Source organism: Pseudomonas sp. SWI44 (genome assembly GCF_002947915.1).
Taxonomy (GTDB): Bacteria; Pseudomonadota; Gammaproteobacteria; order Pseudomonadales; family Pseudomonadaceae; genus Aquipseudomonas; species Aquipseudomonas taiwanensis.
Genome location: NZ_CP026674.1, coordinates 2,632,570 through 2,657,553, shown reverse-complemented (window position 1 = coordinate 2,657,553; position 24,984 = coordinate 2,632,570). Strand labels below are relative to the sequence as shown.

General features: G+C 61.9%; 20 protein-coding genes and 1 pseudogene. 7 read left to right on the top strand and 14 right to left on the bottom strand.

Annotated elements, in window-relative coordinates; all coding sequences use genetic code 11:
• Positions 1–7: 7 nt before the first annotated feature.
• Both rho and trxA read right to left on the bottom strand, forming a co-directional pair.
• Positions 8–1,267, bottom strand: a complete 1,260-nt coding sequence (rho, locus tag C4Q26_RS12450; RefSeq protein WP_023382978.1) for a transcription termination factor Rho — start codon at positions 1,265–1,267, stop codon at positions 8–10.
• A gap of 328 nt (positions 1,268–1,595) precedes the next feature.
• Complete coding sequence (gene trxA / locus C4Q26_RS12445; RefSeq protein ID WP_016392405.1) at positions 1,596–1,925, bottom strand: thioredoxin TrxA; 330 nt, start codon at positions 1,923–1,925, stop codon at positions 1,596–1,598.
• 243 nt (positions 1,926–2,168) lie between these two features.
• On the opposite strand from trxA, the gene ppx reads away from it, so the two are divergent.
• Positions 2,169–3,671: an exopolyphosphatase gene (gene ppx / locus C4Q26_RS12440; protein WP_023382979.1), complete on the top strand. Its 1,503-nt coding sequence runs from the start codon at positions 2,169–2,171 to the stop codon at positions 3,669–3,671.
• Here the strand turns inward: ppx and ppk1 are convergent.
• Entirely contained in the window at positions 3,658–5,892 is a 2,235-nt protein-coding gene (gene ppk1, locus C4Q26_RS12435; RefSeq protein WP_104883128.1) for a polyphosphate kinase 1, read from the bottom strand. The two genes, ppx and ppk1, sit on opposite strands and share 14 nt — an antisense overlap.
• 214 nt (positions 5,893–6,106) lie before the next feature.
• Here ppk1 and C4Q26_RS12430 point away from each other — a divergent pair, with 214 nt between their 5' ends.
• Positions 6,107–6,751 carry a DedA family protein gene (locus C4Q26_RS12430; RefSeq protein WP_162144444.1) on the top strand — a complete coding sequence of 215 codons (645 nt, stop codon included), beginning with the start codon at positions 6,107–6,109 and terminating at the stop codon, positions 6,749–6,751.
• A 549-nt stretch (positions 6,752–7,300) separates the two neighbouring features.
• Here the strand turns inward: C4Q26_RS12430 and C4Q26_RS28310 are convergent.
• A pseudogene (locus C4Q26_RS28310) lies at positions 7,301–7,879 on the bottom strand (sterol desaturase family protein); the annotation flags it as partial.
• A 112-nt stretch (positions 7,880–7,991) separates the two neighbouring features.
• Here C4Q26_RS28310 and elbB point away from each other — a divergent pair.
• Positions 7,992–8,660: an isoprenoid biosynthesis glyoxalase ElbB gene (gene elbB / locus C4Q26_RS12420; RefSeq protein ID WP_023382983.1), complete on the top strand. Its 669-nt coding sequence runs from the start codon at positions 7,992–7,994 to the stop codon at positions 8,658–8,660.
• Positions 8,661–8,754: 94 nt separating this feature from the next.
• Here elbB and C4Q26_RS12415 read toward each other — a convergent pair whose 3' ends face one another.
• Together C4Q26_RS12415 and C4Q26_RS12410 are read right to left on the bottom strand one after the other, a co-directional pair.
• Positions 8,755–9,207, bottom strand: a complete 453-nt coding sequence (locus C4Q26_RS12415) for a YaiI/YqxD family protein (RefSeq protein ID WP_023382984.1) — start codon at positions 9,205–9,207, stop codon at positions 8,755–8,757.
• A gap of 86 nt (positions 9,208–9,293) precedes the next feature.
• The gene (locus tag C4Q26_RS12410; RefSeq protein ID WP_104883126.1) at positions 9,294–11,222 is read right to left on the bottom strand and encodes a cytochrome c/FTR1 family iron permease; all 1,929 of its coding nucleotides are present in this window, start codon (positions 11,220–11,222) and stop codon (positions 9,294–9,296) included.
• 643 nt (positions 11,223–11,865) lie between these two features.
• Between C4Q26_RS12410 and C4Q26_RS12405 the strand changes: the two genes are divergently transcribed.
• A complete protein-coding gene (locus C4Q26_RS12405) occupies positions 11,866–12,822 on the top strand; it encodes an RHS repeat-associated core domain-containing protein (RefSeq protein WP_104883125.1) in 957 nt (318 codons plus the stop codon).
• Between the two features lie 350 nt (positions 12,823–13,172).
• Here the strand turns inward: C4Q26_RS12405 and C4Q26_RS12400 are convergent, their stop codons facing one another.
• From C4Q26_RS12400 to C4Q26_RS12375, 6 genes are all read right to left on the bottom strand, one after another.
• Entirely contained in the window at positions 13,173–14,594 is a 1,422-nt protein-coding gene (locus C4Q26_RS12400; RefSeq protein ID WP_104883124.1) for an efflux transporter outer membrane subunit, read from the bottom strand.
• Positions 14,591–15,466: an HlyD family secretion protein gene (locus tag C4Q26_RS12395; RefSeq protein ID WP_023382987.1), complete on the bottom strand. Its 876-nt coding sequence runs from the start codon at positions 15,464–15,466 to the stop codon at positions 14,591–14,593. Before C4Q26_RS12395 ends, C4Q26_RS12400 begins: the two co-directional genes overlap by 4 nt.
• A complete protein-coding gene (locus C4Q26_RS12390) occupies positions 15,463–15,675 on the bottom strand; it encodes a DUF1656 domain-containing protein (protein WP_023382988.1) in 213 nt (70 codons plus the stop codon). The genes C4Q26_RS12395 and C4Q26_RS12390 overlap by 4 nt, the downstream gene beginning before the upstream one ends.
• Positions 15,672–17,759, bottom strand: a complete 2,088-nt coding sequence (locus C4Q26_RS12385; RefSeq protein WP_104883123.1) for an FUSC family protein — start codon at positions 17,757–17,759, stop codon at positions 15,672–15,674. Before C4Q26_RS12385 ends, C4Q26_RS12390 begins: the two co-directional genes overlap by 4 nt.
• On the bottom strand, positions 17,756–18,208 hold the full coding sequence (locus C4Q26_RS12380; RefSeq protein WP_023382990.1) for a MarR family winged helix-turn-helix transcriptional regulator: 453 nt from the start codon (positions 18,206–18,208) through the stop codon (positions 17,756–17,758). The genes C4Q26_RS12385 and C4Q26_RS12380 overlap by 4 nt, the downstream gene beginning before the upstream one ends.
• A gap of 155 nt (positions 18,209–18,363) precedes the next feature.
• Entirely contained in the window at positions 18,364–19,158 is a 795-nt protein-coding gene (locus C4Q26_RS12375) for a tetratricopeptide repeat protein (protein ID WP_104883122.1), read from the bottom strand.
• Positions 19,159–19,364: 206 nt separating this feature from the next.
• Between C4Q26_RS12375 and C4Q26_RS12370 the strand changes: the two genes are divergently transcribed.
• The gene (locus tag C4Q26_RS12370) at positions 19,365–19,922 is read left to right on the top strand and encodes a WYL domain-containing protein (protein WP_023382992.1); all 558 of its coding nucleotides are present in this window, start codon (positions 19,365–19,367) and stop codon (positions 19,920–19,922) included.
• A 56-nt stretch (positions 19,923–19,978) separates the two neighbouring features.
• On the opposite strand, the gene ycaC is transcribed toward C4Q26_RS12370, so the two are convergent.
• Positions 19,979–20,608 carry an isochorismate family cysteine hydrolase YcaC gene (gene ycaC / locus C4Q26_RS12365; RefSeq protein WP_023382993.1) on the bottom strand — a complete coding sequence of 210 codons (630 nt, stop codon included), beginning with the start codon at positions 20,606–20,608 and terminating at the stop codon, positions 19,979–19,981.
• Positions 20,609–20,741: 133 nt separating this feature from the next.
• On the opposite strand from ycaC, the gene C4Q26_RS12360 reads away from it, so the two are divergent.
• Both C4Q26_RS12360 and C4Q26_RS12355 read left to right on the top strand, forming a co-directional pair.
• Positions 20,742–21,653, top strand: a complete 912-nt coding sequence (locus C4Q26_RS12360) for a LysR substrate-binding domain-containing protein (RefSeq protein ID WP_023382994.1) — start codon at positions 20,742–20,744, stop codon at positions 21,651–21,653.
• Between the two features lie 127 nt (positions 21,654–21,780).
• Entirely contained in the window at positions 21,781–23,043 is a 1,263-nt protein-coding gene (locus C4Q26_RS12355) for an OprD family porin (RefSeq protein WP_027907843.1), read from the top strand.
• Positions 23,044–23,128: 85 nt separating this feature from the next.
• Here the strand turns inward: C4Q26_RS12355 and C4Q26_RS12350 are convergent, their stop codons facing one another.
• Positions 23,129–24,967 carry an amidohydrolase gene (locus C4Q26_RS12350; protein WP_104882325.1) on the bottom strand — a complete coding sequence of 613 codons (1,839 nt, stop codon included), beginning with the start codon at positions 24,965–24,967 and terminating at the stop codon, positions 23,129–23,131.
• Positions 24,968–24,984 lie beyond the last annotated feature (17 nt).

The following is a 24,984-nucleotide window of genomic DNA, read 5'->3' as shown; positions in this document are numbered from 1 at the left end:
GAAGTGCTTACTTGCGCTTCATCGACAGGAAGAACTCATCGTTGGTCTTGGTCTGCTTGAGCTTGTCGACCAGGAACTCGATGGCAGCGACTTCGTCCATCGGGTGCAGCAGCTTGCGCAGAATCCACATGCGCTGCAACTCGTCGTCGGCGGTCAGCAGCTCTTCGCGACGGGTACCGGAGCGGTTGATGTTGATGGCAGGGAACACACGTTTCTCGGCGATACGACGGTCCAGGGGCAGCTCCATGTTGCCGGTACCCTTGAACTCTTCGTAGATCACCTCGTCCATCTTCGAGCCGGTTTCTACCAGCGCGGTGGCGATGATGGTCAGCGAACCACCTTCCTCGATGTTACGGGCGGCACCGAAGAAGCGCTTCGGCTTCTCAAGGGCATGTGCGTCGACACCACCGGTCAGCACCTTGCCGGAGCTCGGGATCACGGTGTTGTAGGCACGGGCCAGACGGGTGATGGAGTCGAGCAGAATGACCACGTCCTTCTTGTGCTCGACCAGGCGCTTGGCCTTCTCGATGACCATCTCGGCCACCTGCACGTGACGGGTTGGCGGCTCGTCGAAGGTCGAGGCGACCACTTCGCCGCGCACGGTGCGCTGCATCTCGGTCACTTCTTCCGGGCGCTCGTCGATCAGCAGGACGATCAGGTGGCACTCGGGGTTGTTACGGGTGATGTTGGCCGCGATGTTCTGCAGCATGATCGTCTTACCCGCTTTCGGCGGAGCGACGATCAGGCCACGCTGGCCTTTACCGATCGGGGCGCACAGGTCGATGACACGGCCGGTGAGGTCTTCGGTGGAACCGTTGCCGGCTTCCATCTTAAGGCGCTCGTTGGGGAACAGCGGCGTCAGGTTCTCGAACAGAATCTTGTTCTTCGCGTTTTCCGGACGGTCGAAGTTGATGGTATCGACCTTCAGCAGCGCGAAGTAACGCTCCCCTTCCTTCGGTGGACGGATCTTGCCGACGATGGTGTCGCCGGTACGCAGGTTGAAACGGCGGATCTGGCTAGGCGAGACGTAGATGTCATCGGGGCCGGCCAGGTAGGACGCATCAGCCGAACGCAGGAAACCGAAACCATCCTGGAGAATCTCCAGCACGCCGTCACCCGAGATCTCTTCGCCGCTTTTCGCGTGCTTTTTCAGCAGGGCGAAAATCACGTCCTGTTTGCGCGAACGGGCCATGTTTTCGATGCCCATCTGTTCGGCCATTTCCAAAAGATCGGTAATCGGCTTTTGCTTGAGTTCAGTCAGGTTCATAAGGGGAGTGACGTAATCATGTAAGAAGGGAGAATTAAGCTTTGGCTTAATGAGGCCGCGCCGCTAGATGGCGACAGGATCGCGTACTGATTCGAATTAGGGATGCTTCGGCGACGGCGTGCAGAGGGCACTGAAGAAGCAGTGCGAGGCCGAATGTAACACTTGCATTTTTCGACGTCTAGTGGTTTTGACGAGGGAAATCGAACCTTTTGGGACCGGATTTAGCTGCGAAGGCATCGACCGGCTGAACCTTGGATTCGCGGGGGATCCCGCTCCCACAGGGTCGTCGAGCAAAAGAAAAGCCCCGCATTCGCGGGGCTTTTTCACATCACAGATGGGCGTCGAGGAACGCAGCCAGCTGGGATTTGGACAGAGCGCCGACCTTGGTAGCTTCGACGTTGCCGTTCTTGAACAGCATCAGGGTCGGGATGCCACGCACGCCATGCTTGGCCGGGGTTTCCTGGTTGTCGTCGATGTTCAGCTTGGCGACGGTCAGTTTACCTTCGTAGGTGGCGGCGATGTCGTCCAGAACCGGAGCGATCATCTTGCATGGACCGCACCATTCAGCCCAGTAGTCGACCAGCACCGGGCCTTGAGCCTGCAGGACTTCGGCTTCGAAGGTGGCGTCGGTGACGTGTTTGATCAGATCGCTGCTCATGGATATCTCCAGGGTCGTAAGCAAAAAACGTGGCCCATCATAGCCGCACAGGCTGCCTACAGGAAGTCACGGACGATTGAGTGTAACTATAGTTGTGCAAGACGCCGCGAATCGAAACCGTCACATAAGTGTCATAGCATCGAATGGCACATTGCCTTGCATCAAACCTTGGCGTGCCCCGCGTTGGCGACAGCCACGTATCGTGGCACGATTGCCAGGTTAACGACCGAGAACACTCAGATCATGCCGCAAACAACCGCGAAGAACCTGTCTCTGATCGCCGCCATCGACCTTGGCTCCAACAGTTTTCACATGGTCGTGGCCAAGGCTCACCACACCGAGATCCGTATTCTTGAACGGCTTGGCGAGAAGGTTCAGCTGGCCGCCGGCATCGGCGAGGATCGTCTGCTGAGCGAAGAAGCCATGCAACGGGGGCTCGAATGTCTCAAGCGCTTCGCTCAACTGATCAACGGTATGCCTTCCGGCGCCGTGCGCATCGTCGGCACCAACGCCCTGCGCGAAGCGCGCAACCGCAATGAGTTCATCCAGCGCGCGGAGGCCATTCTGGGCCACCCAGTGGAGGTGATCTCCGGCCGCGAAGAGGCTCGCCTCATCTACCTCGGTGTCTCCCATACCCTGGCCGACACCCCCGGCAAACGCCTGGTGGCCGACATTGGCGGCGGCAGCACCGAGTTCATCATTGGCCAGCGATTCGAACCGCTACTGCGCGAAAGCCTGCAAATGGGCTGCGTGAGCTTCACCCAGCGCTATTTCCGCGATGGCAAGATCACCCCGGCGCGCTATGCACAGGCCTACACGGCGGCGCGCCTGGAGCTGATGAGCATCGAGAATGCCCTGCACCGACTGACCTGGGATGAAGCCATCGGCTCGTCCGGCACCATTCGCGCCATCGGCGCCGCGATCAAGGCCAGCAACCTGGGCAACGGCGAAGTCAACGCCGAAGGCCTGGCCTGGGTCAAACGCAAACTGTTCAAGCTCGGCGACGTCGACAAGATCGACTTTGAAGGGGTCAAACCGGACCGCCGCGCCATCTTCCCGGCCGGCCTTGCGATTCTCGAAGCCATCTTCGACGCCCTGGAACTGCAACGCATGGACCATTGCGACGGTGCCCTGCGTGAAGGCGTGCTGTTCGACCTGCTCGGCCGCCATCACCACGAAGATGTGCGCGAGCGCACACTCAATTCGTTGATGGAGCGTTACCACGTCGACCAGGGCCAAGCTGCTCGCGTGGAGCGCAAGGCACTGCATGCCTTCGACCAAGTGGCCAAGGCGTGGGACCTGGAAGACGGTAACTGGCGCGATCTACTGGGATGGGCAGCCAAAATCCATGAAATTGGCCTGGATATCGCTCACTACCATTACCACAAGCATGGCGCCTACCTGGTCGAGCACTCCGACCTTGCCGGCTTCTCGCGCGAAGACCAGCAGATGATGGCCCTGCTGGTGCGTGGCCATCGGCGCAACATCCCCAAGGACAAGTTCGCCGAACTGGGCGAGGAAGGTGTGAAGCTGCTGCGTCTGTGCGTGCTGCTGCGTTTCGCCATTCTGTTCCACCACATCCGTGGCACCCAACAGATGCCCACCGTGTCACTGCAGGCTGGCGAGCAATCGCTGGATGTGGCCTTCCCCAATGGTTGGCTGGAGCAAAACCAGCTGACCCAGGCCGACTTCGCCAACGAAGCGGAGTGGCTGGCCCGGGTCGGCTTCGTCCTCAGCGTACGTTGAGGACCGGGTTGCTCAGGCGCTCCAGCAGAGCGGCCTGGGCACTGCGAGGGTTCTGGTTACCGGTCGGGGCGGTGCGCACGTAGCGGCCGTCCGATTGCAGGACCCAGGCATGGGTGTTGTCGGTCAGGTAACCTTCCAGCTCCTTCTTAACCCGCAGCAGCAACTTCTTGCCTTCTACCGGGAAGCAGGTCTCCACACGCTTGTCGAGGTTTCGCTCCATCCAGTCGGCACTGGACAGGTAGATCTGCTCTTCGCCTCCATTGAGGAAGTAGAACACCCGGGTGTGCTCCAGGAAGCGGCCGATGATCGAACGTACCTGGATGTTGTGCGACACCCCGGGAATGCCCGGCCGCAGGCAGCACATGCCACGCACCACCAGGTCGATTTTCACGCCAGACTGGCTGGCCTTGTACAGCGCCTTGATGACCTTCGCATCGGTCAGCGAGTTGAACTTGGCGATGATGTGCGCCGGCTTGCCTTCGAGGGCGAACTGCGTCTCGCGGGCAATCATGTCGAGCATGCCCTTCTTCAACGTGAACGGCGCATGCAGCAGCTTTTTCATGCGCAGTGTCTTGCCCATGCCAATCAGCTGGCTGAACAGCTTGCCCACGTCCTCGGTCAGGGCATCGTCGGAGGTGAGCAGGCTGTAGTCGGTGTACAACCGGGCGTTGCCGGCATGGTAGTTACCAGTACCCAGATGTGCATAACGGACGATCTCTCCCTGCTCGCGGCGCAGGATCAGCATCATCTTGGCGTGGGTCTTGAAGCCCACCACGCCATAGATCACCACCGCGCCAGCTGCCTGCAGACGGCTGGCCATTTGCAGGTTGGACTCTTCATCGAAGCGCGCACGCAACTCGATCACCGCGGTGACCTCCTTGCCGTTGCGCGCTGCGTCCACCAACGCATCGACGATCTCCGAGTTGGCGCCGGAGCGGTACAGCGTCTGGCGCACGGCAAGCACATGCGGGTCCTTGGCAGCCTGGCGCAGCAGGTCGATCACCGGGGTGAACGACTCGAACGGGTGCATCAGCAGTACATCCTGCTTGCCGATCACGCTGAAGATGTTGTCGGCGTTCTGCAGCAGCTTGGGAATCGCCGGGGTGAACGGGGTGTACTGCAGTTCAGGATGGCTATCCAGGCCTGTGATGCTGAACAGGCGGGTCAGGTTGACCGGACCATTGACTTGATACAGCTCGCTCTCGCTGAGGCTGAACTGCTTGAGCAGGTAGTCGGACAGGTGCTTCGGGCAGGTGTCGGCCACTTCCAGACGCACGGCGTCGCCGTAACGACGCGAAAACAGTTCACCGCGCAAAGCACGGGCCAGGTCGTCGACCTCTTCGGAGTCCAGTGCGAGGTCAGCGTTTCGCGTCAGGCGGAACTGGTAGCAGCCCTTGACCTTCATGCCCTGGAACAAGTCGTCGGCGTGAGCGTGGATCATCGACGACAGGAACACATAGTTGTCGCCTGCCCCCCCCACGTCCTCAGGTACGCGAATGACCCGTGGCAGCAACCGCGGGGCCGGGATGATCGCCAGGCCCGAGTCGCGGCCGAAGGCGTCGACACCTTCGAGCTCGACGATGAAGTTGAGGCTCTTGTTCACCAGCAACGGGAACGGGTGCGTCGGGTCGAGGCCAATGGGGGTGATGATCGGCGCGATCTCGTCGCGGAAGTAACGACGCACCCAGGTCTTGAGCTTGGGCGTCCAGTAACGGCGGCGGATGAAGCGGATCTGGTGTTTTTCCAGCTCCGGCAACAGCACATCGTTGAGGATCGCGTATTGACGGTCCACCTCGCCGTGCACCAGCTCGCTGATCCGTGCCAGCGCCTGGTGCGGCTGCAGGCCATCGGCACCGGCTTGTTCCCGGGCAAAGTTGATCTGCTTCTTCAGGCCGGCAACACGGATTTCGAAGAATTCGTCCAGGTTGCTGGAGAAGATCAGCAAGAACTTGAGGCGTTCGAGCAGCGGATAGGACTCATCCAGCGCCTGCTCCAGCACTCGGATATTGAATTGCAGCTGCGAAAGCTCGCGATGAATGTACAGGCTGCTGTCGTCCAGGCTCGGAATGGCGATTGCCGGTGCTGGCGCGGGGGCTGGCGTGGCAGCGGCCTCGACCACAGGTTCCGGTGCCTCTGGCAGGTCCGGCGGGGTCTGCACCATTTCTTCGGGAAGAGCCTGGGCGTCCTTGATCGCGACAGGGGTTAGCACTTCATTATTCATCTGGCGTTCCTGGAGGACGTTAACGCCCTATCATCAATTGAGCGGCACGATAAGCGGCCATTATGACGCCTGTGTTACATACCAAGGCAAGTCGCGACTTATGGCCGCAGGCATTGTCCGCACAGGGATTGTTCACGTCGAGACACATTTGGACACTTTCACGAATGCGCGCGAAGGGGTAGGCTGCGCGTTCATTTCGCCAGCACCTCAGAAAATGCTTCAACAATTCCTGCAGGATTTCGGCTACTTCGCCCTCTTTCTTGGCACCTTCTTCGAAGGCGAGACCATCCTGGTGCTTGCGGGATTCCTTGCGTTCCGCGGTTACATGGACATCAACCTGGTCGTGCTGACCGCGTTCTTCGGCAGCTACGCTGGCGACCAGCTGTGGTACTTCATGGGCCGTCGCCACGGCCGCAAGATTCTGGCGCGCAAGCCCCGCTGGCAGGCCATGGGCGACCGAGCGCTGGACCACATTCGCCGACATCCCGACATCTGGGTGCTGAGCTTCCGCTTCGTGTATGGCCTGCGTACGGTCATGCCGGTAGCGATCGGGCTGTCCGGCTACCCGCCGCGCCGCTACTTGCTGCTCAACGGCATCGGTGCTGCGGTCTGGGCCCTGGCATTGGGCGCGGCCGCCTATCACTTCGGCGCCATCCTCGAAGGCCTGCTGGGCAATGTGAAGAAGTACGAGCTATGGGTGCTTGGCGGCCTGCTGGTGCTGGGCGGCCTGTTGTGGCTGCGCCGACGGTTCCGCACCCTGCGTGCCGAGCGCAAGGCGGCGGCAAATGGCCAGGGCCCAGAGGCAGGCCAAGCTGTAGGCCAGGAGCAAGCCCCAGACCAGCACCGTGACCGGCGCTAAGCCCAGCACGCCAGCCAGGTAGAGCGCCGGTACGTTGCAGACCAGGCGCGCCAGTTCCAGACGCGGCGCCCAGCGGCGGTTTTCCAGCATCGCGCCCAGCACGAACAAACCAAACGCCATTACCAACCAGCCCAGCACCAGGGCGCCAGTCGTCACCTGCTCTGCCACCCCCATCAAGTAACTGCCCAACGCGACGTGCACCGCAAACTGCGCCACCACGTAGCGCTGTTGCGCACGCCCGATGACCACGTCGAACTTGCGAAACGACGCCAGGTCCTGCTTGGCCTGTGGATAACCAGCCGCGACATCGGCCGGCCGCCAGCCAGTGGGCATGAACCAGATGCGCAGCTTGTCCCAAAAGCGATGGGTGCGACATGCATCGTGCCAAAGCTGGGCGTAGAACTGCAGGTTGGCCCACAACGGATTCCAGCTGGCCAGTGGCGTGGTCACGCCGAACACCACGGGCTCGGCCGGGTCTTCCTCCTTGAAGGTACCGAACAAGCGGTCCCAGAGAATGAACACGCCGCCATAGTTACGATCCAAGTAAGCAGGATTCTGCGCATGGTGGACGCGATGGTTGGATGGCGTGATCAGCACCCACTCGAGCCAACCCAGTTTAGGTATGTGCCGGGTGTGCACCCAGAACTGGTACAGCAAATTCAGCGACGCTACGGTGATGAACACCACCGGCGGGACGCCGACCAAGGCCAGAGGCAGGTAGAAGACCCACGAAAAAATGAAACCGCTGCTGGTCTGGCGCAGGGCGGTGGTGAGGTTGTATTCCTCACTCTGGTGATGCACCGAATGGGCCGCCCACAGCACGTTGCGCTCGTGCCCCAGGCGGTGCAGCCAGTAGTAGCACAGGTCATACAGCACGAATGCCAGCAGCCATACCCACCCGGCCTGCTCTGGCAAACGCAGCAACGCCAGGTGCTCCCAGGCCACGGCGTAGGTCACCAGCCCAACCCCTTTGGTCAGCAGCCCGGTGCTGGTCGACAGCACCCCCGTGCTCAGGCTGTTGATCGAGTCGGCCACGGTGAAATTGCGTTGGCCACGCACCAGGTCAGCCACCAGTTCGACAGCGATCAGCACAAAGAAGAACGGCACGGCCAGCAGAATCAGGTCCATGGGCAACGGCTCCGGCATGATCTGAAGAGATTAGGCCGCGGCCACAGGAAACCCTATGGCGACATCTGCCAAACTAGAGGACATTTAGCGCCTCGACACTGGAGTAATGAGCATGACGAAAAAAGTAGCGGTGATTCTTTCCGGCTGTGGCGTTTACGACGGCGCCGAAATCCATGAAAGCGTGATCACCCTGCTGCGCCTCGACCAGCGCGGAGCGCAGGTGCAGTGCTTCGCGCCGAACATTGCGCAGATGCATGTGATCAACCACCTGACTGGCGAGGCAATGCCCGAGTCACGCAATGTGCTGGTTGAGTCGGCGCGCATCGCACGTGGTGAGGTGAAGGACATCCGCGAAGCCAAGGTCGAAGACTTCGACGCGCTGATCGTACCGGGCGGTTTCGGCGCGGCGAAGAACCTCTCGAACTTTGCCGTCGAGGGCGCCAACTGCTCCGTCAATCCGGACGTGCTGGCCCTGGCCGAAGCCTTTGCCGACGCCTGCAAACCGGTTGGCCTGATCTGCATTTCGCCCGCCCTGGCGGCCAAGATCTATGGCCCTGGCGTGGTCTGCACCATTGGCAACGATGCCGGCACCGCTGCGGCGGTGGCGAAGATGGGCGGGACCCATGAAGAGTGCGATGTGCACGACATCGTCGAAGACACCCAGCGCAAGCTGGTGACCACCCCGGCCTACATGCTGGCCCAATCGATCAGCGAAGCGGCGGGCGGTATCTACAAGCTGGTGGACCGGGTGCTGGAGCTGACCCACGAAGGCGAGCAGTAAGCGCCTTGCGCCTGCTTCACAGGCGATCGCCAGTGCGCCGGCCCCTCCACCGTTGCGGTGACTGCAGGGGCCGGCTCGCCGGCCATTGGCCCCACTACCCTTTCGACAAACGCGTCAAAATCCGGTCCAGCGCATTGGCGAATGCCTGCTTTTCCTTCTCGCCGTAGGGCGCTTGCCCGCCCCCTACCTGTCCTTGCTCACGCAATTCGGTAAACAGGTTGCGCACTGCCAGCCGCTCGCCCATGTTGCGCTCATCGAACTCGCGCCCCCTGGGGTCGAGCGCGGCCACGCCCTTCTTGATCAAGCGGTCGGCCAACGGCACATCACTGCAGATGACCAGTTCGCCGGGCACGGCATTCTCGACCAGATAGTCGTCCGCCGCATCCATACCGCTTGGCACCACGATCAGCCGCACCAGGGCGAAGGCCGGCTTGGCCACGGCCTGGCCAGCCACCATCACCACCTCGATCTTGCGCTTGAGGGCGAATTTGACGATCAGGTCCTTGGCTGCCTTGGGGCAGGCGTCGGCATCGATCCATACACGCATGCAACTTGTCCCATCTTCTGTGAGGTCGGCATTGTGTCAGGTCCGGCCCTTTCCTGGGTAAACCCGCGAAGCGGCCCACACTGTAGTCAGCTCGCCGCGGCCCGGCGCTTCTCGGCCAGGCGACTGCGCCCATACAACACAACGATAGCCATCAACGCCACCACCTGCGCCGCCAGCGAATAGGCATCGGCATGAATCCCCAGCCAATCGAACTCGAAGAACGACACTGGCCGTGTGCCCAGCACGCCAGCCTCTTGCAGCGCCTTCACGCCATGCCCGGCGAACACCACCGACAGCGCGCACAACAGCGCGGCGTTGATACTGAAGAACAGCGACAGCGGCAGCTTCGCCGAACCTCGCAGAATCACCCAGGCCAACCCCATCAGCAACACCAGTGCCGTGGCGCCACCGGCCAGCACTGCCTGGTGACCCGCCGGGCCTGCCTGCAACCACAGGGTTTCATAGAACAGGATCACTTCGAACAGCTCGCGGTACACCGAGAAGAACGCCAGCACCGCGAAACCAAACCGCCCACCGCCACTGACCAGCGAGCTCTTGATGTAGTTCTGCCATGCGGCGGCGTGGCGGCGGTCATGCATCCACACACCAAGCCACAACACCATGACACTGGCGAACAGCGCCGTACTGCCTTCGAGCAGCTCGCGCTGTGCGCCGCCTACGTCGATCACATACGCTGCCAACGCCCAGGTCGCGAAGCCCGCGGCCAACGCCAGGCCCCAACCGACGTTGACGCTGCGCACCGCCGACTGCTGGCCGGTGTTGCGCAGGAAAGCGAGGATCGCCGCCAGCACCAGAATCGCCTCGATGCCCTCACGCAGCAGAATCAGCAACCCGGAGATATAGCTCAACGACCAGCTCAGGCCATCGCTGCCCAGCAGCTTGGCGGCCTGGTCGAGCTTGGTCTTGGCCTCGACCAGACGCTGTTCGGCCTGGGCCACCGATACGCCATCCTGCAACGACTGACGGTAGGCCATCAGGGCTTTTTCGGTGTCCTTGCGCGCTTGGCTATCGATGTTGTCCAGCGAGCTTTCCACCAGCTCGAAGCCTTCCAGGTAGGCAGCGACCGACAGGTCATAGGCCTGATCGTGATCACCTTCGCGGTAAGCCGCCAGGCTCTTGTCCAGCGTGCTGGCGGTGTACTCGAGCAACTGCGCCGGGCCACGCTTGACCTGTGGTGGTTGGGCACGCTGGGCACGGAACGCCGCGACGGCGTCGCTACCCTGGCTGGCCGCGACTTCCGCTGGCGTCTGGCGGGCCAGATCGGCCAGGTTCCAGGTCTTCCCGCCCTTGGCAGCCTGCGGGTCGGCGGTGAAGCTGGCGACGTACGCAGCCACATCCCAGCGCTGACGGTCATCGAGCTGGTCGGCGAAGGAGGGCATCTCGGTGCCGTCGATACCCAGTGCTAGCGTGTTGTAAAGGTCGAACAGGCTCAACCGATCCAGGCGCTCGGCGCTGCGCAGGTTGGCGGGAGGTGGCTCCAGTCCCACCCCGGCCGGACCATCGCCCGCGCCGGTGTCACCGTGGCAGATCGAGCAGTTCTGCGCGTACAGCGATGCGCCACGTGCAGGGTCCGGGGTAATCACCGGAGCTTGGCTGACCTCATAGGCAACAGCCAGGCGAGCGCCCAGCTGACGCGCTTGCTTGGCGACCACCGCCCCATCCTGGCGCTGGTCGATGGCCTGGCGCAGGGTCTGTACACCCTGCGCCAATGCGGCCTGCTCGGCATTGGCCGGCAAACCTTTGACCAGCTCCGCCAGCACCGCGCTGAACTCCTGTTGCTCGCGGTATTCGCTCTCGTCGACCACGTTGCCGTCGCGCACGGTCGGCGGGTAGTCAGCGCTCAGGTAGTCGAGCAGATGCATGGCCTTGCTCGCCTCGGCGGGCGCACCGGCCAATACCAAGGTGCTGCACAGCGCCAGCACCGGCCACGAGAGCCAGGCAAGCAGACGGGAATGTTTCATGGGCAGTCTCGAAGGGAATGCGAAAGAGAACATTGTTCACTTCCACTCTATTTCCCTCAAGGTTTCTCGGCGGATTTCATGAAAAATCTTGTGACAACTCTGCGAGACCGAGATGCCGCAATAGCTCATTGCGCGATCAATTCGTCGCATTCCTCGAGAGGCGGTGGGGTTTGGAGCGATAGGATGGGTGGATTGGGGACGAGCTTTCCATGGGGCTCCCGTACGGGGAGTGCTCTGCCCCCTGCTCGTCTCACGGATTTGGGTGGCAGTCGTGCAGGGGGAGACCTGTGGTACAAGGACCCGGCCAGACCGAAGCCTGCCCGCGCACGAGCACGAGCACCATGCAGCAGCGCAGCCTGTGACCAGCGGATGTCTCACGCCCGATCGCCTTACGAGGCGACCAAAGGACGCTATTCCTGGTGTACTTCCAAGCCAAGACAGCACCTTCCGACAGGCGCCTTAGGATAATTCAAGAGAGAATCAGAACTGAAGCATTTGGTTTCAGACACGGAAATGACTCACGTCTCTTCGACCCCAACACCAGCGCAAATGATACGAGCGCTAATTCACCTCGCAGCCGCTCGATTGTGCATTACCTGTCATTTTTAACAGTTGACGACGGTATGAACCCCAATCAATCTGGTTAAACGTCAGCAGATTGTCGTTGGGATTCATCATGGAACGTAAAAAAACCTTATCACAACTCTTCTATCAGCACGAACAGCTCAGCCTTGTGTTGTCCGACAGCACATCCAATTCTATTTTTCGAAATGAAAACTTACCATTGGCTGAGCTGCACCAACAAGAACATGCTCACAAGCTATCAATGCTAGCGAGCGATCAAAAATATTCTATCCTGCAAACTCACCACACTAGAGCACAGAACCTTAACTATACTCCTTACGGACATAGTGCTCTTGCTAAAAACCCGCTTTCATCTCTCGGCTTCAACGGCCAGCCATGGCAGCCGAGCGGAACTTATGCGCTCGGAAATGGGCAACGCAATTATAACCCAAAATTAGGAGTATTCTGCTCGCCCGACAATTTATCCCCATTTAGCTCAGGCGGCATCAACTCATATTGTTATTGCGGGGGCGACCCGATAAATTATACCGACCCTAGTGGACGCACGCGGACTAAAAATCCGACACTAAAACCTCGCTCCCCTTTAGAGCAGACTTCGAAGAAATCCAATATTGCCACCTCTTCACTACAACAAAAAAGTCAAACACAAGGCGTTCAAAGGACAGGAAAAATACAATCAGAAGTCTTCAAAGGAGAACTTCAGGCCATCATAAAAAAAATACCAGAACACAAAACCATTTCGACAGACCTACGCCTTGCGAAAAGCCAATCTGCGACTGCCTTTGCAAACCTTCCTAATAAGGTTGCAAAAACAGAAAAACAAGAAATTGAAGCCGCAAAAAAAATAAGGGATTTCATAAAATATGAAGCCATCATACACCGCATCTCCACCAACCGTGGATTACCTCCCGAAGAACATCTACATCCGTACACGTTAGGGAATGGATTTCAGCATAGTGTAAGTGACATAGCTAATAGACTGTTCGGAACACCGCAGGCCAATGCTTCGATTCGCGCTTCTCTGCTCAAACCGGCACATGCGGTCTGACCTGTGCTGGAATAGCCCTCCGTTCGCCCCTCAACAAGTCCTCCGCACCATGACTCAGATAAGTGCTTACGATCTCGTGTACACCAGCAAACTCACCGGGCTGGGCATGCAAATTTGTTCGGGATGTGCATTAGCGCGATTGGCCTAAAGTCGAAAACAGTTCGGTATTAAGGGAGTCATACCCGTTTAGCGAACCACCCGGCACAGCAGGCGAATATTCTTGCTCACGGCAACGCGTATCAAGCCCGGTGCAGCAAAATCCGCGAAGGCCACCATCCCCGCCGGCCTCCCCTGTCGTTGAAAAGTGGAGGGATATCACCAGATACCGACTTGTACTGCTAAACCCAAGATTACTGGTCCACAGCGGCTCCTTTCCATCCACCACCCAACGCCAGGAACACCCCAATCTGCCCCAACACCACCTGGCTGTTGGCTGCCGCCAACTGCGCCCGCATGTCGGTGTAGGTCCGTGTCGCCTGCAAATCCGCCAGGAACGACTCACGTCCAGCCAGGTAATACCGGTGCGTCTGTTCAGCCGCTTCCTTGGCCGACTTTTCAGCCTCGGCCAGGGCATCTCGACGATCAAGCAGCGCGCTGTACTGGGCCAACCGCGTCTGGGTCTCGCGGATAGCGTTCAACACCACGCCATCGAAGTGCGCCAGTGCCGCCTGGGTCGAGGCTTCGGCCATGCGGATGCGGGCGCGGGTGCCGTTGGTGGGAATGGTCCAGCTGACCTGTGGCCCGAAGCCCCAGCGGTTGGTTGCAGGTTCGCCGAGATTCTCAAGAATACCGATGGTGCCGACCTGGGCGCCGATGCTGATGTCCGGGTACAACGCGCCGGTGGCCACGCCGATGTTGGCCGTTGCAGCAGCCAGCTGACGTTCCGCCTGACGCACGTCGGGGCGGCGTTTGAGCAGTGCGGCGCCGTCACCCACCGGCACCCGCTGGGCAAGGTGCGGCAATTCCGCGCAATCGGCCGTCCCGGCCGGCAGTTGGTCGACCGGCTTGGCCAGCAGCGCCGCCAAGGTGTACAAGCCCGTCTCCCGCTCGGCCGTGAAGCGCGGCAACTCGGCGCGCAACGACTTGAACTGGGTTTGCGAACGGGTCACCTGGGTTTCGTCACCCCGGCCAGCATCGCGCAGGCGCTGGTTCAGCTCGACGCTCTGCTGCTGCAAATCCAGCGACTCACGGGCAATGTGGTACTCCTCGTTAGCCGAGCACACCTGGGTATAGGCCTTGACCACATCGGCCACCAGCGTGATACGGGCGGTATCGGCAGCGGCCTGCACGGCGTCGGCATTGGCCTTGGCCGCTTCGGTACCTCGCTTGAAGGTACCCCACAGGTCGAACTGGTAGGACGCGCTGATGATCGCTTCGCCGATGTTGGCCACCGGCACTTTTTCACTCAGCAGGAACGCCTCGCCGGACTCCTGCAAGCGCTGCGCGCCGAGCTTCACCCCCCCATTGAAACCACCCTGCGATTCAGCCACTTCAACCTGGGCACGGGCCTTGGCGATGTTGGCCGCCGCCACGCGCAGCTCGGTGTTGGCACTCAACGCCTGGCGCACCAACGCATTGAGCCGCTGATCCTGATACAGCTGCCACCAGTCCTCGGGCACCGGCGCCGATACCACGCTGTCGGCATCCTGGCGCAACGGGCCGTTGAGGTCGCGGCGCTGCAGTGCCGCGTCCTTCGGCACGTCATAGTCCGGGCCAACCATCATGCAGGCACCCAGAGACAGGCACAAACCGGCCAGGATCAACTGTTTCATGGGCGCTGGCCCTCGATGATCGAGACGGTCGCAGTGCGACCGGCGATCATGCGGAAGTCTTCCGGCACTTCGTCGAAGGCGATACGCACCGGAATCCGTTGGGCCAGGCGTACCCAGCTGAACGCAGGGTTGACGTTAGGCAGCAGGTTGGCACCGCTGCTGCGGTCGCGGTCTTCGATGGCGGCGGCGAAGCTCTGCACATGGCCGCGAAGACGGGTGTTGTCGCCCATCACGCGAATGTCCACGGCATCGCCGATGTGGATGCCACCGAGCTTGGTTTCCTCGAAGTAACCATCGACGTGGTACGAGGCACTATCGACCACCGACAGCACTGGGCGGCCAGCAGTGACGAACTCATGATTTCGCGGCGCACGGTCGTTGAGGTACCCGTCCACAGGGCTGCGAACCACGGAGCGATCGAGGTTGAGCTGGGCGCTGTCGACCGCCACCTGGGCCTCGTTCACCGCCGAGCGGGCACGGGCCTCGCGGGACTGGCTTTCTTCCAACTGCTCGGCCGCCACCAGGTTGCCCAACTTGCGGTTACGCTGCGCCTCGCGGGAGGCCTGGGCCAGGGTTTCCGAACGCTCGGCCAGGGTCGCCTTGGCCTGGCGCAAGGCCAGGGTAAAGCGGTCCTGATCGATGGTGAACAGCACGTCGCCGCGCTTGACCACCTGGTTGTCGCGCACCTCGACCTTCTGGATCAACCCCGATACATCTGGGGCGATCTGGATCACGTCGGCGCGGATATGGCCGTCGCGGGTCCAGGGGGCGAACAGGTAGTACACCACCATCTGCCACACGAGCACGGCGGCGAAGCTCACTACCAGCAAGGTCAGGACCACGCGGCCCAGGGTCAGCAAAGGTTTTTTCATGGCAGCATCAGGTTTCGGCAAAAGTGGTCGACCGCGCCCAGCAGCACGGCATACAGGGCAACGTTGAACAACGCCCGGTGCCAGACCAGGCGGTAGAAATGCAGGCGCACCAGCACGGCGTGCACGCCCAGGAACAGCAAGTAGGTGAACACCATCATCACCAGCAGCGTGGGCAGGAATACCCCGCTGATATCCAGATCACCGATCACAGGGGCGCTCCATCGATGCCTTCGGGCAGTTGCGGTTGTTCGGTTGGTTCGAGCATGACCTCCACACCCGGCAACAAGGCCAGGCGCAGGCCGCTCAGGGCGTGCAGCAGATGCACGCGGGCATCGCCACGGTCGTTGTGCTCGTCCAGCGCCAGGCCCTGGCGGGCGTACTCCATGCTGCGCAGCAGTTCTGCTGGCGCATGCAGGCGGCGGTTGGCGCGCAGGCAGGCGGCGTAATGGGCACCGACTTCGTGGATCACCGTCTCGAGCCGCTCGCGGGCCTGTGGGCCGACACGGGGCATGTAGGCCAGCAGGTCGAGCAGGTTCAGGCCCACGCGCAGGTCACGCAGCGCCACGCCGCTGTCCTGTCCGGTCTGCGACAGGCGCGGCAGGTGCTGCATCAGGCGGTCGAGCATCTGCACGCCGACCTGGCGGTGTTCGGCCAAGGTCGCCGACTGGGTCATCTCTACAATGTCGCGCCAGGCGAACCGGGTCATGCGCTTGGCGGCCAGTTCCACGCCGAACGGACGCAGCAGCAGGGTCCAGATGAAGGCGAACAGCAAGCCAACGGGGCCGGCCAGGTTGGCGTTGATGAAGGTCAGGAAGTCCGCGTCGTAGGCGCCCTGGATGCTGATGAAGGTCGCGGTGTTGACGATGGTCAGCAAGGTGCCGAGATAGAAGCGCGGCTGCACCGTCAGCGTGCCGACGCAGATGAACGGAACGGCAAAGGCCAGTACCAACATCGGGAAGTCGTGCAGATTGGGCAGCACCAGGAACAGGTAGACACTGGAGAAAATCACCGACATCAGCGTCCAGAAGAAGAACCGGTAGATCTGCGGCGCGGGGTCGTCCATGGCGGCGAAGAAGCTGCAGGCAACGGCAGCAAGGATCACCGCGCTGCCACCATCGTTCCAGCCCAGCAGAATCCACAGGCCGCTGGCGACGATGATCGCGGTCACGGTGGAGAACACCGAATAGAGCATCAGGCCACGGTCGAAGAACGGGGTCAGGCGACCCAGGCGCCAATGACGGTAGGTGGCACGCCAAGGCGTGGCGTCATCCAGACGCAGGGCATGCTGCAGGGCGCAGCAATCCTGCCAGAGGTCGACCCACTCGGTCAGGCGATACAGCGCGTTGGACAGCAGCAACTCGGCGCGCTGATCCAGCGCCGCTGCGCTGGGTTGCAGGCGATCTATCTGTTCATGCAAGACGGTCCAGCGGGCCAGCGAGGCGTCCTTGGCGGTCCCTTCGAGCCACTGGCGGGCCGCGCCGAGCACCGGCTGCAATTGAGCGAACTGTGCCGGGGCCCGACCTTCGAGGGCGACCAGGGCATCGTCCAGGGCATCGATCACAGGCAGCAGGTGGATCATCCGCCCACGCAATTCACGCGCGTTCTTCAGGGTGTGAGGCCCGGCGCCTTCGTGGCCGAGCTGGCCGATCATCATTTCCAGGGTGTTGAAAGTCGCCACCATGGAAGCCCGCATGCCGCCTACCTTGTCGGCGGCGGCTTCGCGCGCCAGGTAAGTATCGCTGTAGCGGATCGCTTCGTTGAACCAATTGCCGGTCGAGCCGACCACCACCGGTGCCAGGCGGCGAGGCCAGAAGATTGCGCCCACCACCGCTGCACAGACGATACCCAGGCAGATTTCCTGTGCCCGTGAAGAGGCCACGTCGAACACCGCCGTAGGGTTGTCGACCACCGCCAGGGCGATCATCGGCAAGGTGTAGCCGGCCAGCATCAGCACATAGTTGTTGGCGGTGCGCAGGTTCAGCGAGAGGAACAGCAGGGTGCCGGTCCACAGCGCGATAGCGGTGCTCAACAGCAAGGGCGACTGGACCAGCGGCGGCACCAGAAAGATTGCCCCGCCCGCCCCAAGCAGGGTACCCAAGGCACGGTACAGCGCCTTGGAACTGGTCGGACCGACGAAGGGACTGGAGACGATGTAGACCGTGGCCATGGCCCAGTAGGGGCGTGGCAGCTCCATGTAGAGAGCGATGTACAGTGCGATCATCGACGCGGCAAAGGTACGCACGCCGTAGAACCAGTCGCGGGCCGGGGGCACTGAGCTGAAGAAACCGTTCATGCCACCCCGCCGACCGTGCCCAGACCAGCAGCCTCGAACGCGCCCAGCACCCGCAGGGTGGCTTCAAGATCTGCCTGGTCGATGCCGTGCAGGACGTCGCGACGCAGACGCACCAGCTCGGTTTCGATGGCCTCGGCCAGTGCGCGACCTTCAGCCGTGAGGCTCAAGGCCTTGGCGCGACGGTCCAGAGGGTCTTCGCTGCGGCACACCAGGCCGGCCTTGCACAGCTGGTCGAGCAGGCGCACCAGCGACGGGCTTTCCAGGCCCGCAGCCTGAGCCACCGCCACCTGGTGCACCCCATCGCCCAGGCGCACGATCATCAGCAAAGGCGCGGCACAGGCCTCGGAAATGCCGTAGCTGGTCAGCGCGGCATGGCAGATCCGCCGCCAATGGCGGGCGGCCACGACCATACCGCTACTGACTTTCAGGTGCAGTGCATCGAGCGTCATGAGAGAAACCGAACATATTCATAGTTTGCTAACTATCAATATACGCTTCGCCCTCCCCCTGTCGTCAACCGTGGGCGACGGACAGCCTGGATGAATTGTTTTTTATTCGGCAGTTCCCCGGGCCTGCTCGGGATATCGCCGCCAAGCCGGGCGGATCAGGTCTGTACCTGGTCCTCCAGCTTCATCGCCAGCGCCAGGCTACTGCCCAATCGCACCGCTCGGTCGCGCCAGTCGAGGTAACGCGCACTGTCGCTGCGGCTGAAATGTACGGCCAGCTCCTCGGCCGCTTGCATCACCCCCGCCGCCGCCGCCAGCTCCAGCCAGTACAAGGCCGCCTTCACATCGCGCGCCACCGTCAAGCCATGCAGCAGCCGGTACCCCACCTCGAACCGACAGCGCGCCTCACCCTGCTCGGCCCCCCGAAGAAACCACTGGTAGGCCTGGGGAAAGTCGACCTGCCAGGCCAACTGCTCATCGCAGACCTCTTCCTCGTACAGATCGGCCAGCGCAGCGGCAGCCTGCAAAACGCCGCGCTCGAACGCCTGTCGATAGCACTCGGCTGCTTGCACGTAGGAGGTCGCGACGCCCTTGCCGAAATAATGCTGCTGCCCGAGGTTGAACCAGGCCACCGGATGACCCTGCAATGCCGCCATGCGCAGCAGGTGTCCGGCCAGATCGGTATCGGCGTGCCAGTACTTGCCGTTGAGCCAGATCCAGCCCAGGTCATTGAGTGCGGCAACATTCCCTTGCAATGCCTGACGCCGGAGATCGTCGTACACCACTTGCACGTCGACCGCTTCGTCCAGACGGCTGACCAGTAACGCCCGTTGGCTGGGCATCCCAACGCCTGCGAACTGACGGAGCCGCCTCTGGGCGGGGATTGGAGACGAGAAGACCCGCTCAGGCAGAAGACGGGCGAGCAGCGAATGGATATTGCTGGCAGCAGACATGTTCATCCTCATTGAACGACCCACAGTCCCGACCTCGGCTGTGATGAGGCGTGATTCTGCGCGACACCACGACAGAACCTGTCGCGAACGATTCAAGCACAGGCAACCAAATGCACGATCGTTGATCTGATCAATCAATGGCCAATTGCCATGCCGCGCCCGTGCCGCCATCCTAGTGCGGCAAGCCTAGACAAGGACGTTATCTTTTGCCGTTCGCCACCACCCGCGCCACCCTTAGCCGTCAGTGGGCGCTGCTGCGCCAGCTACCCAGCCGCTCCCCCGGAACCACCAGCGCCGAACTGGTCTGGCGCCTGCGTGATGTAGGCTTCAATGTCAGCAAGCGCACGGTCGAGCGCGACCTTAACGAGCTGTCGCTGATCTTCCCGCTTGAGCGCAATGACAAGAGCATTCCGTTCGGTTGGCATTGGTCGGCCAATCCCGTGGGCGACCTGCGCGGCAACTTCGATCTGCAAGGGTACCTGCGTGGCGATGCCTTGCAGCCGCCACAGGGCGATGGCCTGGAAGTGCAACTATGGATCAGCGACACGCTGGCACGCCAACTGCGTGAGTCCCCGCTGTGTGCCGACATGCGACTGACAGCCCTCGACCAGGGGCACCGGCTGCAGGCCACCTTAAGTGATGGCTGGCCGCTGCGATGGTGGCTGTTGAGCCAGGGCGACCAGATCGAAGTGGAGCTGCCGATCGAATTGCGGCAGGAAGTTGCCAACACCTTGAACAAGGCAGCAGCGCGCTACCAGGGCTGAACGAAAAAGCCGGCCCCTGCGACAGGGGCCGGCCTCATCCTTCAAGCGCTTTGGCGTTATTTGCCGGCGGTGAGGGCGTTGTAGGTGGTGATCAGGTTGCGGTAGTCCGGGATGTGGTTCGAGCACAGTGCCGCCAAGCCTTCGATATCGTTGCGCCAGTCGCGGTGCAGCTCACAGGCCACGCCGAACCAGGTCATCATTTGCGCACCCGCCTGGCTCATGCGGTTGTGGGCAGCATCGCGGGTCATCTCGTTGAAGGTGCCCGAAGCGTCGGTCACCACGAACACATCGAATTCTTCCTCCAGGGCCGACAGCGCCGGGAACGCCACGCACACTTCGGTCACCACGCCAGCGATGATCAGCTGCTTCTTGCCGGTGGCCTTCACCGCCTTGACGAAGTCTTCGTTGTCCCAGGCGTTGATCTGACCAGGGCGGGCAATGTACGGGGCATCCGGGAACAGCGCCTTGAGTTCCGGTACCAGTGGGCCGTTGGGGCCTTGCTCGAAGCTGGTGGTGAGAATGGTCGGCAGGTTGAAGAACTTGGCCAGGTCCGCCAGGGCCAGCACGTTGTTCTTGAACGTGTCCGGCTCGATGTCGCGCACCAGGGACAGCAGGCCAGCCTGGTGGTCGACCAGCAGCACGGCAGCGTCGTCTTTGTTCAGGCGGTTGTATTTGAACTGGGTCATGGTCGTCGCTCCTAAGGGGTTCTGATCTTCAGTAAGTGGGGTGTTTCGCGTTGATGAGCAAAGATTAGATTCATCACCTTTGGCGCGGTAGACTGCGAAAATTGCCCTTAGCGTTCCATTTGGAGAACGATCATTGGAAGACCTCAACTCCCTCTACTACTTCACCCAAGTGGTCGAGCACGGTGGATTCGCTCCCGCAGGGCGAGCGCTGGACATGCCCAAATCCAAGCTCAGCCGGCGCATCGCCGACCTTGAGGACCGCCTGGGTGTGCGCTTGTTGCACCGCACCAGCCGGCACTGTTCGCTGACCGAGATCGGCCAGGCCTACTACAACCGATGCCTGGCCATGCGGGTCGAGGCCGAAGGCGCAGCGGAGATCATCGAACGCAACCGCAGCGAACCACGCGGTCTGGTGCGCATCAGCTGCCCGACCACGCTGCTCAACTCCTGGGTCGGCCCCATGCTGACCCGCTACATGCTCAAGTACCCGCAAGTGGAGCTGTTCATCGAGAGCACCAACCGCCGCGTCGACCTGCTTCATGAAGGTTTCGACGTCGCCCTGCGCGTGCGTTTTCCACCGCTGGAGAACACCGACATGGTGATGAAGGTGCTGAGCAACAGCACCCAGTGCCTGGTCGGGCACCCAGCCTTTCTGGAACAACTGCCAGAGGGCTTCGACCCGCGAAAACTCGGCGAACTTCCCAGCCTGCATTGGGGCAGCGCCCAGCGCGAGTATCAGTGGGAACTGTTCCAGGGCGAGGACATGACGCACAGCCTGGTGATCCCGCATACACCGCGCATGGTCACTGACGACTTGTTCGCGCTACGCCACTTCGTCGTGGCTGGCGTGGGTATCGCCCACTTGCCACGGGTAGCGGTGCGCGAGGACCTGGCCGAGGGGCGGCTGGTGGAGTTGCTGCCGCAGTGGCACCCGCGCTGCGGTATCGTGCACGCGATCTTCCCGTCGCGGCGGGGCTTGCTGCCTTCGGTGCGGTCGTTGATCGATCATCTGGCGGAAGAGTTCGCGGCCAGCGACATGGCTTGATTCGGGTCCCCTGGCCTTATCGCCGGCAAGCAGGCTCCCACGGGAGCGGCCCAATGCCTCTTGCCCGTGATGAGGCCAGCACACCCATACAAGAACCTCACACGTCGCTGGTGCACAGTCCCGGCTCATGCATAACGGAACCTTACCCCCTCGCGCCCTGCTGATCGCCTTCGCCGCCCTCGGCCCTGCTTTTGCACTGGCCGACGAGCCAGGCTGGTCACTGCTCAGCCGCAACTATTTCTTGCACAGTGACTTCCGCTCGCCGTCACCCAGCGGCCAAAGCTATCGCCAGGAATGGGCCCAGGGTTTCATCGGTGAAATTCGCTCGGGCTTCACCGAGGGCACGGTCGGCCTCGGTGTGGATGCCCACGGTTTCCTGGGGCTCAAGCTCGACGGTGGACGCGGTCACGCCGGCACGGGTCTGTTGCCCCGAGACAGCGACGGGCGCGCTGAGTCTGACTACTCCAGCGCAGGCGCTGCGCTGAAAATGCGCCTGGGCAACACCGTGCTGCGCTATGGCGAAATGACAGTGGAAACGCCAGTGTTCGATACCGGCGATAAGCGCCTGCACCCGGAGTACGCCACAGGCTGGCTACTGGAAAACACCGACTTAACCGACTGGCGCGTGCAAGCCGGGCGATTCACCGCGTTCAATAATCAAGACAACAGTTCGACGCACGACGACTTCGCCGGCTACGGCGCCAGCACCCATGGGCGCGCGATCAGCCTGGCGGGTGTCACTTTCGCCCCCAACGGTCCGTTTGGCGGAGCACTGTTCGCCTCGCAACTGCAGGACACCTGGAACCAGGCCTACCTCAACCTGAACCTGGCGGAAGGCCGCTGGCGGCTGGACGGCAACCTCTATCACACCCGCGATACCGGTGCAGCCAGTGCAGGCAACATCGACACCCTGGCTTACAGTCTGGCGGCCAAGTACAGAGCCGGCGCCCAGGCCGTGACCCTTGCCTATCAGAAGGTCGAGGGCGACACCCCGTTCGACTTCGTCGGCGGCGACTCCATCTACCTCGCCAACTCGATCAAGTATGCAGACTTCAACGGACCCGGCGAACGCTCGTGGCAACTGCGCTACGACCTGGATTTCGCCACCCTCGGTGTGCCCGGCCTGAGCGTGATGGGGCGCTACGTCAGCGGGCGCGGCATCGATGGCAGCCATGCTCCGGCGGCGGGTGCCTATGTGTCGCAACAGGGCAAAGGAGGGCGCCACTGGGAGCGTGACCTGGACCTCAAGTACGTGGTGCAGTCCGGCGCTGCCAAGGACCTCGGCGTGTCGCTGTCCCACGTCAGCCATCGCGCCAACGAGGCCCAGGCGGGCGACGATATCGACCGCCTGTACCTCATCATCGAATACCCGCTCAAAGGGGTTTTCTGAACTGAATCGCTGGCAAGCCGGCACCTACAAGATCGTATAGGCGCCAGGTTGCCAACGGTGGGGGCCCTGATGGCCCCCGCTTACCTCAGAACGCGAAGCACGAACAACCCAACGCTCCCCAGAAGCCCTGGAAGTCACTGACCGGCACACTGGAATGGCGAGCCTTCTCATGACTGTGGGCATGCACCCCACATGGGCCAACGCACTGGTGCAAGGCCGCCGCCATTGGCGCCCCCGCACGCCAGTGCCCTGGCACCTTGGCCACTGGCGACCACTCTGGCAGCACGGGCACCTGCGCCGGGCCGAGCTTGTCGAACTCTGCCGCGCCGTACACCACTTTGCCATCGACGATGGTCAGCACCGACTCGATCCCTTTGATGGCTTCTTCCTCGACGCTGAAGAAGTCCAGCGACAGTGCGGCCAGGTCTGCCAGCTGGCCGACCTTGATCTGACCTTTCTTGCCCTGCTCGCTGGAGAACCAGGCGCTGCCATGGGTGAACAACTGCAGTGCGGTCTCGCGGCTCAGGCCTTCGGGGTACAACTCCAGGCCTCCAACGGTCTTGCCGCTGACCAGCCAGTACAGTGAGGTCCATGGGTTGTAACTGGACACGCGGGTCGCATCGGTACCGGCCCCGACGGGGATACCTTCGGCCAGCATGCGCTGGATCGGCGGGGTCTTCTCGGCGGCCTTGGCGCCATAGCGGTCGACGAAATACTCGCCCTGGAAGGCCATGCGGTCTTGAATCGCGATGCCACCGCCCAGGGCGCGCACGCGCTCGATGTTCTTCGGCGAGATGGTTTCGGCATGGTCGAAGAACCACGGCAGGCCGTTGAACGGGATGTCGCGGTTGACCTTCTCGAACACATCGAGCATGCGCGAGATCGACTCATCATAGGTGGCGTGCAGGCGGAACGGCCAACGCTGCTCAACCAGGTGACGCACCACCGGTTCGAGCTCTTGCTCCATGGTCTGCGGCAGGTCAGGGCGCGGTTCGAGGAAGTCTTCGAAGTCGGCGGCGGAGAACACCAGCATTTCGCCGGCACCGTTGTGGCGGAAGAAGTCCGTGCCGTCGCCCGGCTTGACCTTGGTGGTCCAGTTCTTGAAGTCCGCCAGCTCTTCCTTGGGCTTTTGGGTGAACAGGTTGTAGGCAATCCGCACGGTCAACTGGTCATTGTCGGCCAGCTCTTGGATGACCTGGTAGTCGTCCGGGTAGTTCTGGTAACCACCGCCGGCATCGATGGCGCTGGTCAAGCCCAGGCGGTTGAGCTCACGCATGAACTGACGGGTCGAGTTGACCTGGTATTCCAGCGGCAGCTTCGGCCCCTTGGCCAGGGTGGCATACAGGATAGTGGCGTTGGGACGAGCGATCAGCATGCCGGTCGGGTTGCCGAACTTGTCGCGCTGGATCTCGCCACCTGGCGGGTTCGGCGTATCCTTGGTGTAGCCCACGGCCCTGAGCGCTGCGCGATTGAGCAGCGCACGGTCGTAGAGGTGCAACAGGAACACCGGGGTGTCGGGTGCGGCCTGGTTGATTTCCTCCAGGGTCGGCATGCGTTTTTCAGCGAACTGGAATTCGTTCCAGCCGCCCACCACCCTCACCCACTGCGGGCTTGGCGTACGCTCGGCCTGATCCTTGAGCATGCGCAGGGCATCGGCCAGCGATGGCACGCCTTCCCAACGCAGTTCGAGGTTGTAGTTCAGGCCACCTCGGATCAGGTGCAGGTGCGAGTCATTGAGGCCGGGGATCACGGTGCGTTGCTTGAGGTCGATGATCTGCGTGGCGGAGCCCTTGTGGGCCATGGCCTCGGCGTCGTTGCCCACGGCGATGAAGCGGCCATCCTTGATGGCGACGGCAGTCGCGGTGGGCTTTTCGCGGTCAACGGTGTGCAGTTTGCCGTTGAACAGAATCAGGTCGGCGATCATGGAACCTCCTTGGGTCG

Bases quoted from the DNA above. Each gene is read 5' to 3' on its own strand.
- rho (WP_023382978.1), bottom strand. From the start codon at position 1,267: ATGAACCTGACTGAACTCAAGCAAAAGCCGATTACCGATCTTTTGGAA.
- trxA (WP_016392405.1), bottom strand. From the start codon at position 1,925: ATGAGCAGCGATCTGATCAAACACGTCACCGACGCCACCTTCGAAGCC.
- ppx (WP_023382979.1), top strand. From the start codon at position 2,169: ATGCCGCAAACAACCGCGAAGAACCTGTCTCTGATCGCCGCCATCGAC.
- ppk1 (WP_104883128.1), bottom strand. From the start codon at position 5,892: ATGAATAATGAAGTGCTAACCCCTGTCGCGATCAAGGACGCCCAGGCT.
- C4Q26_RS12430 (WP_162144444.1), top strand. From the start codon at position 6,107: ATGCTTCAACAATTCCTGCAGGATTTCGGCTACTTCGCCCTCTTTCTT.
- elbB (WP_023382983.1), top strand. From the start codon at position 7,992: ATGACGAAAAAAGTAGCGGTGATTCTTTCCGGCTGTGGCGTTTACGAC.
- C4Q26_RS12415 (WP_023382984.1), bottom strand. From the start codon at position 9,207: ATGCGTGTATGGATCGATGCCGACGCCTGCCCCAAGGCAGCCAAGGAC.
- C4Q26_RS12410 (WP_104883126.1), bottom strand. From the start codon at position 11,222: ATGTTCTCTTTCGCATTCCCTTCGAGACTGCCCATGAAACATTCCCGT.
- C4Q26_RS12405 (WP_104883125.1), top strand. From the start codon at position 11,866: ATGGAACGTAAAAAAACCTTATCACAACTCTTCTATCAGCACGAACAG.
- C4Q26_RS12400 (WP_104883124.1), bottom strand. From the start codon at position 14,594: ATGAAACAGTTGATCCTGGCCGGTTTGTGCCTGTCTCTGGGTGCCTGC.
- C4Q26_RS12395 (WP_023382987.1), bottom strand. From the start codon at position 15,466: ATGAAAAAACCTTTGCTGACCCTGGGCCGCGTGGTCCTGACCTTGCTG.
- C4Q26_RS12385 (WP_104883123.1), bottom strand. From the start codon at position 17,759: ATGAACGGTTTCTTCAGCTCAGTGCCCCCGGCCCGCGACTGGTTCTAC.
- C4Q26_RS12380 (WP_023382990.1), bottom strand. From the start codon at position 18,208: ATGACGCTCGATGCACTGCACCTGAAAGTCAGTAGCGGTATGGTCGTG.
- C4Q26_RS12375 (WP_104883122.1), bottom strand. From the start codon at position 19,158: ATGTCTGCTGCCAGCAATATCCATTCGCTGCTCGCCCGTCTTCTGCCT.
- ycaC (WP_023382993.1), bottom strand. From the start codon at position 20,608: ATGACCCAGTTCAAATACAACCGCCTGAACAAAGACGACGCTGCCGTG.
- C4Q26_RS12355 (WP_027907843.1), top strand. From the start codon at position 21,781: ATGCATAACGGAACCTTACCCCCTCGCGCCCTGCTGATCGCCTTCGCC.
- C4Q26_RS12350 (WP_104882325.1), bottom strand. From the start codon at position 24,967: ATGATCGCCGACCTGATTCTGTTCAACGGCAAACTGCACACCGTTGAC.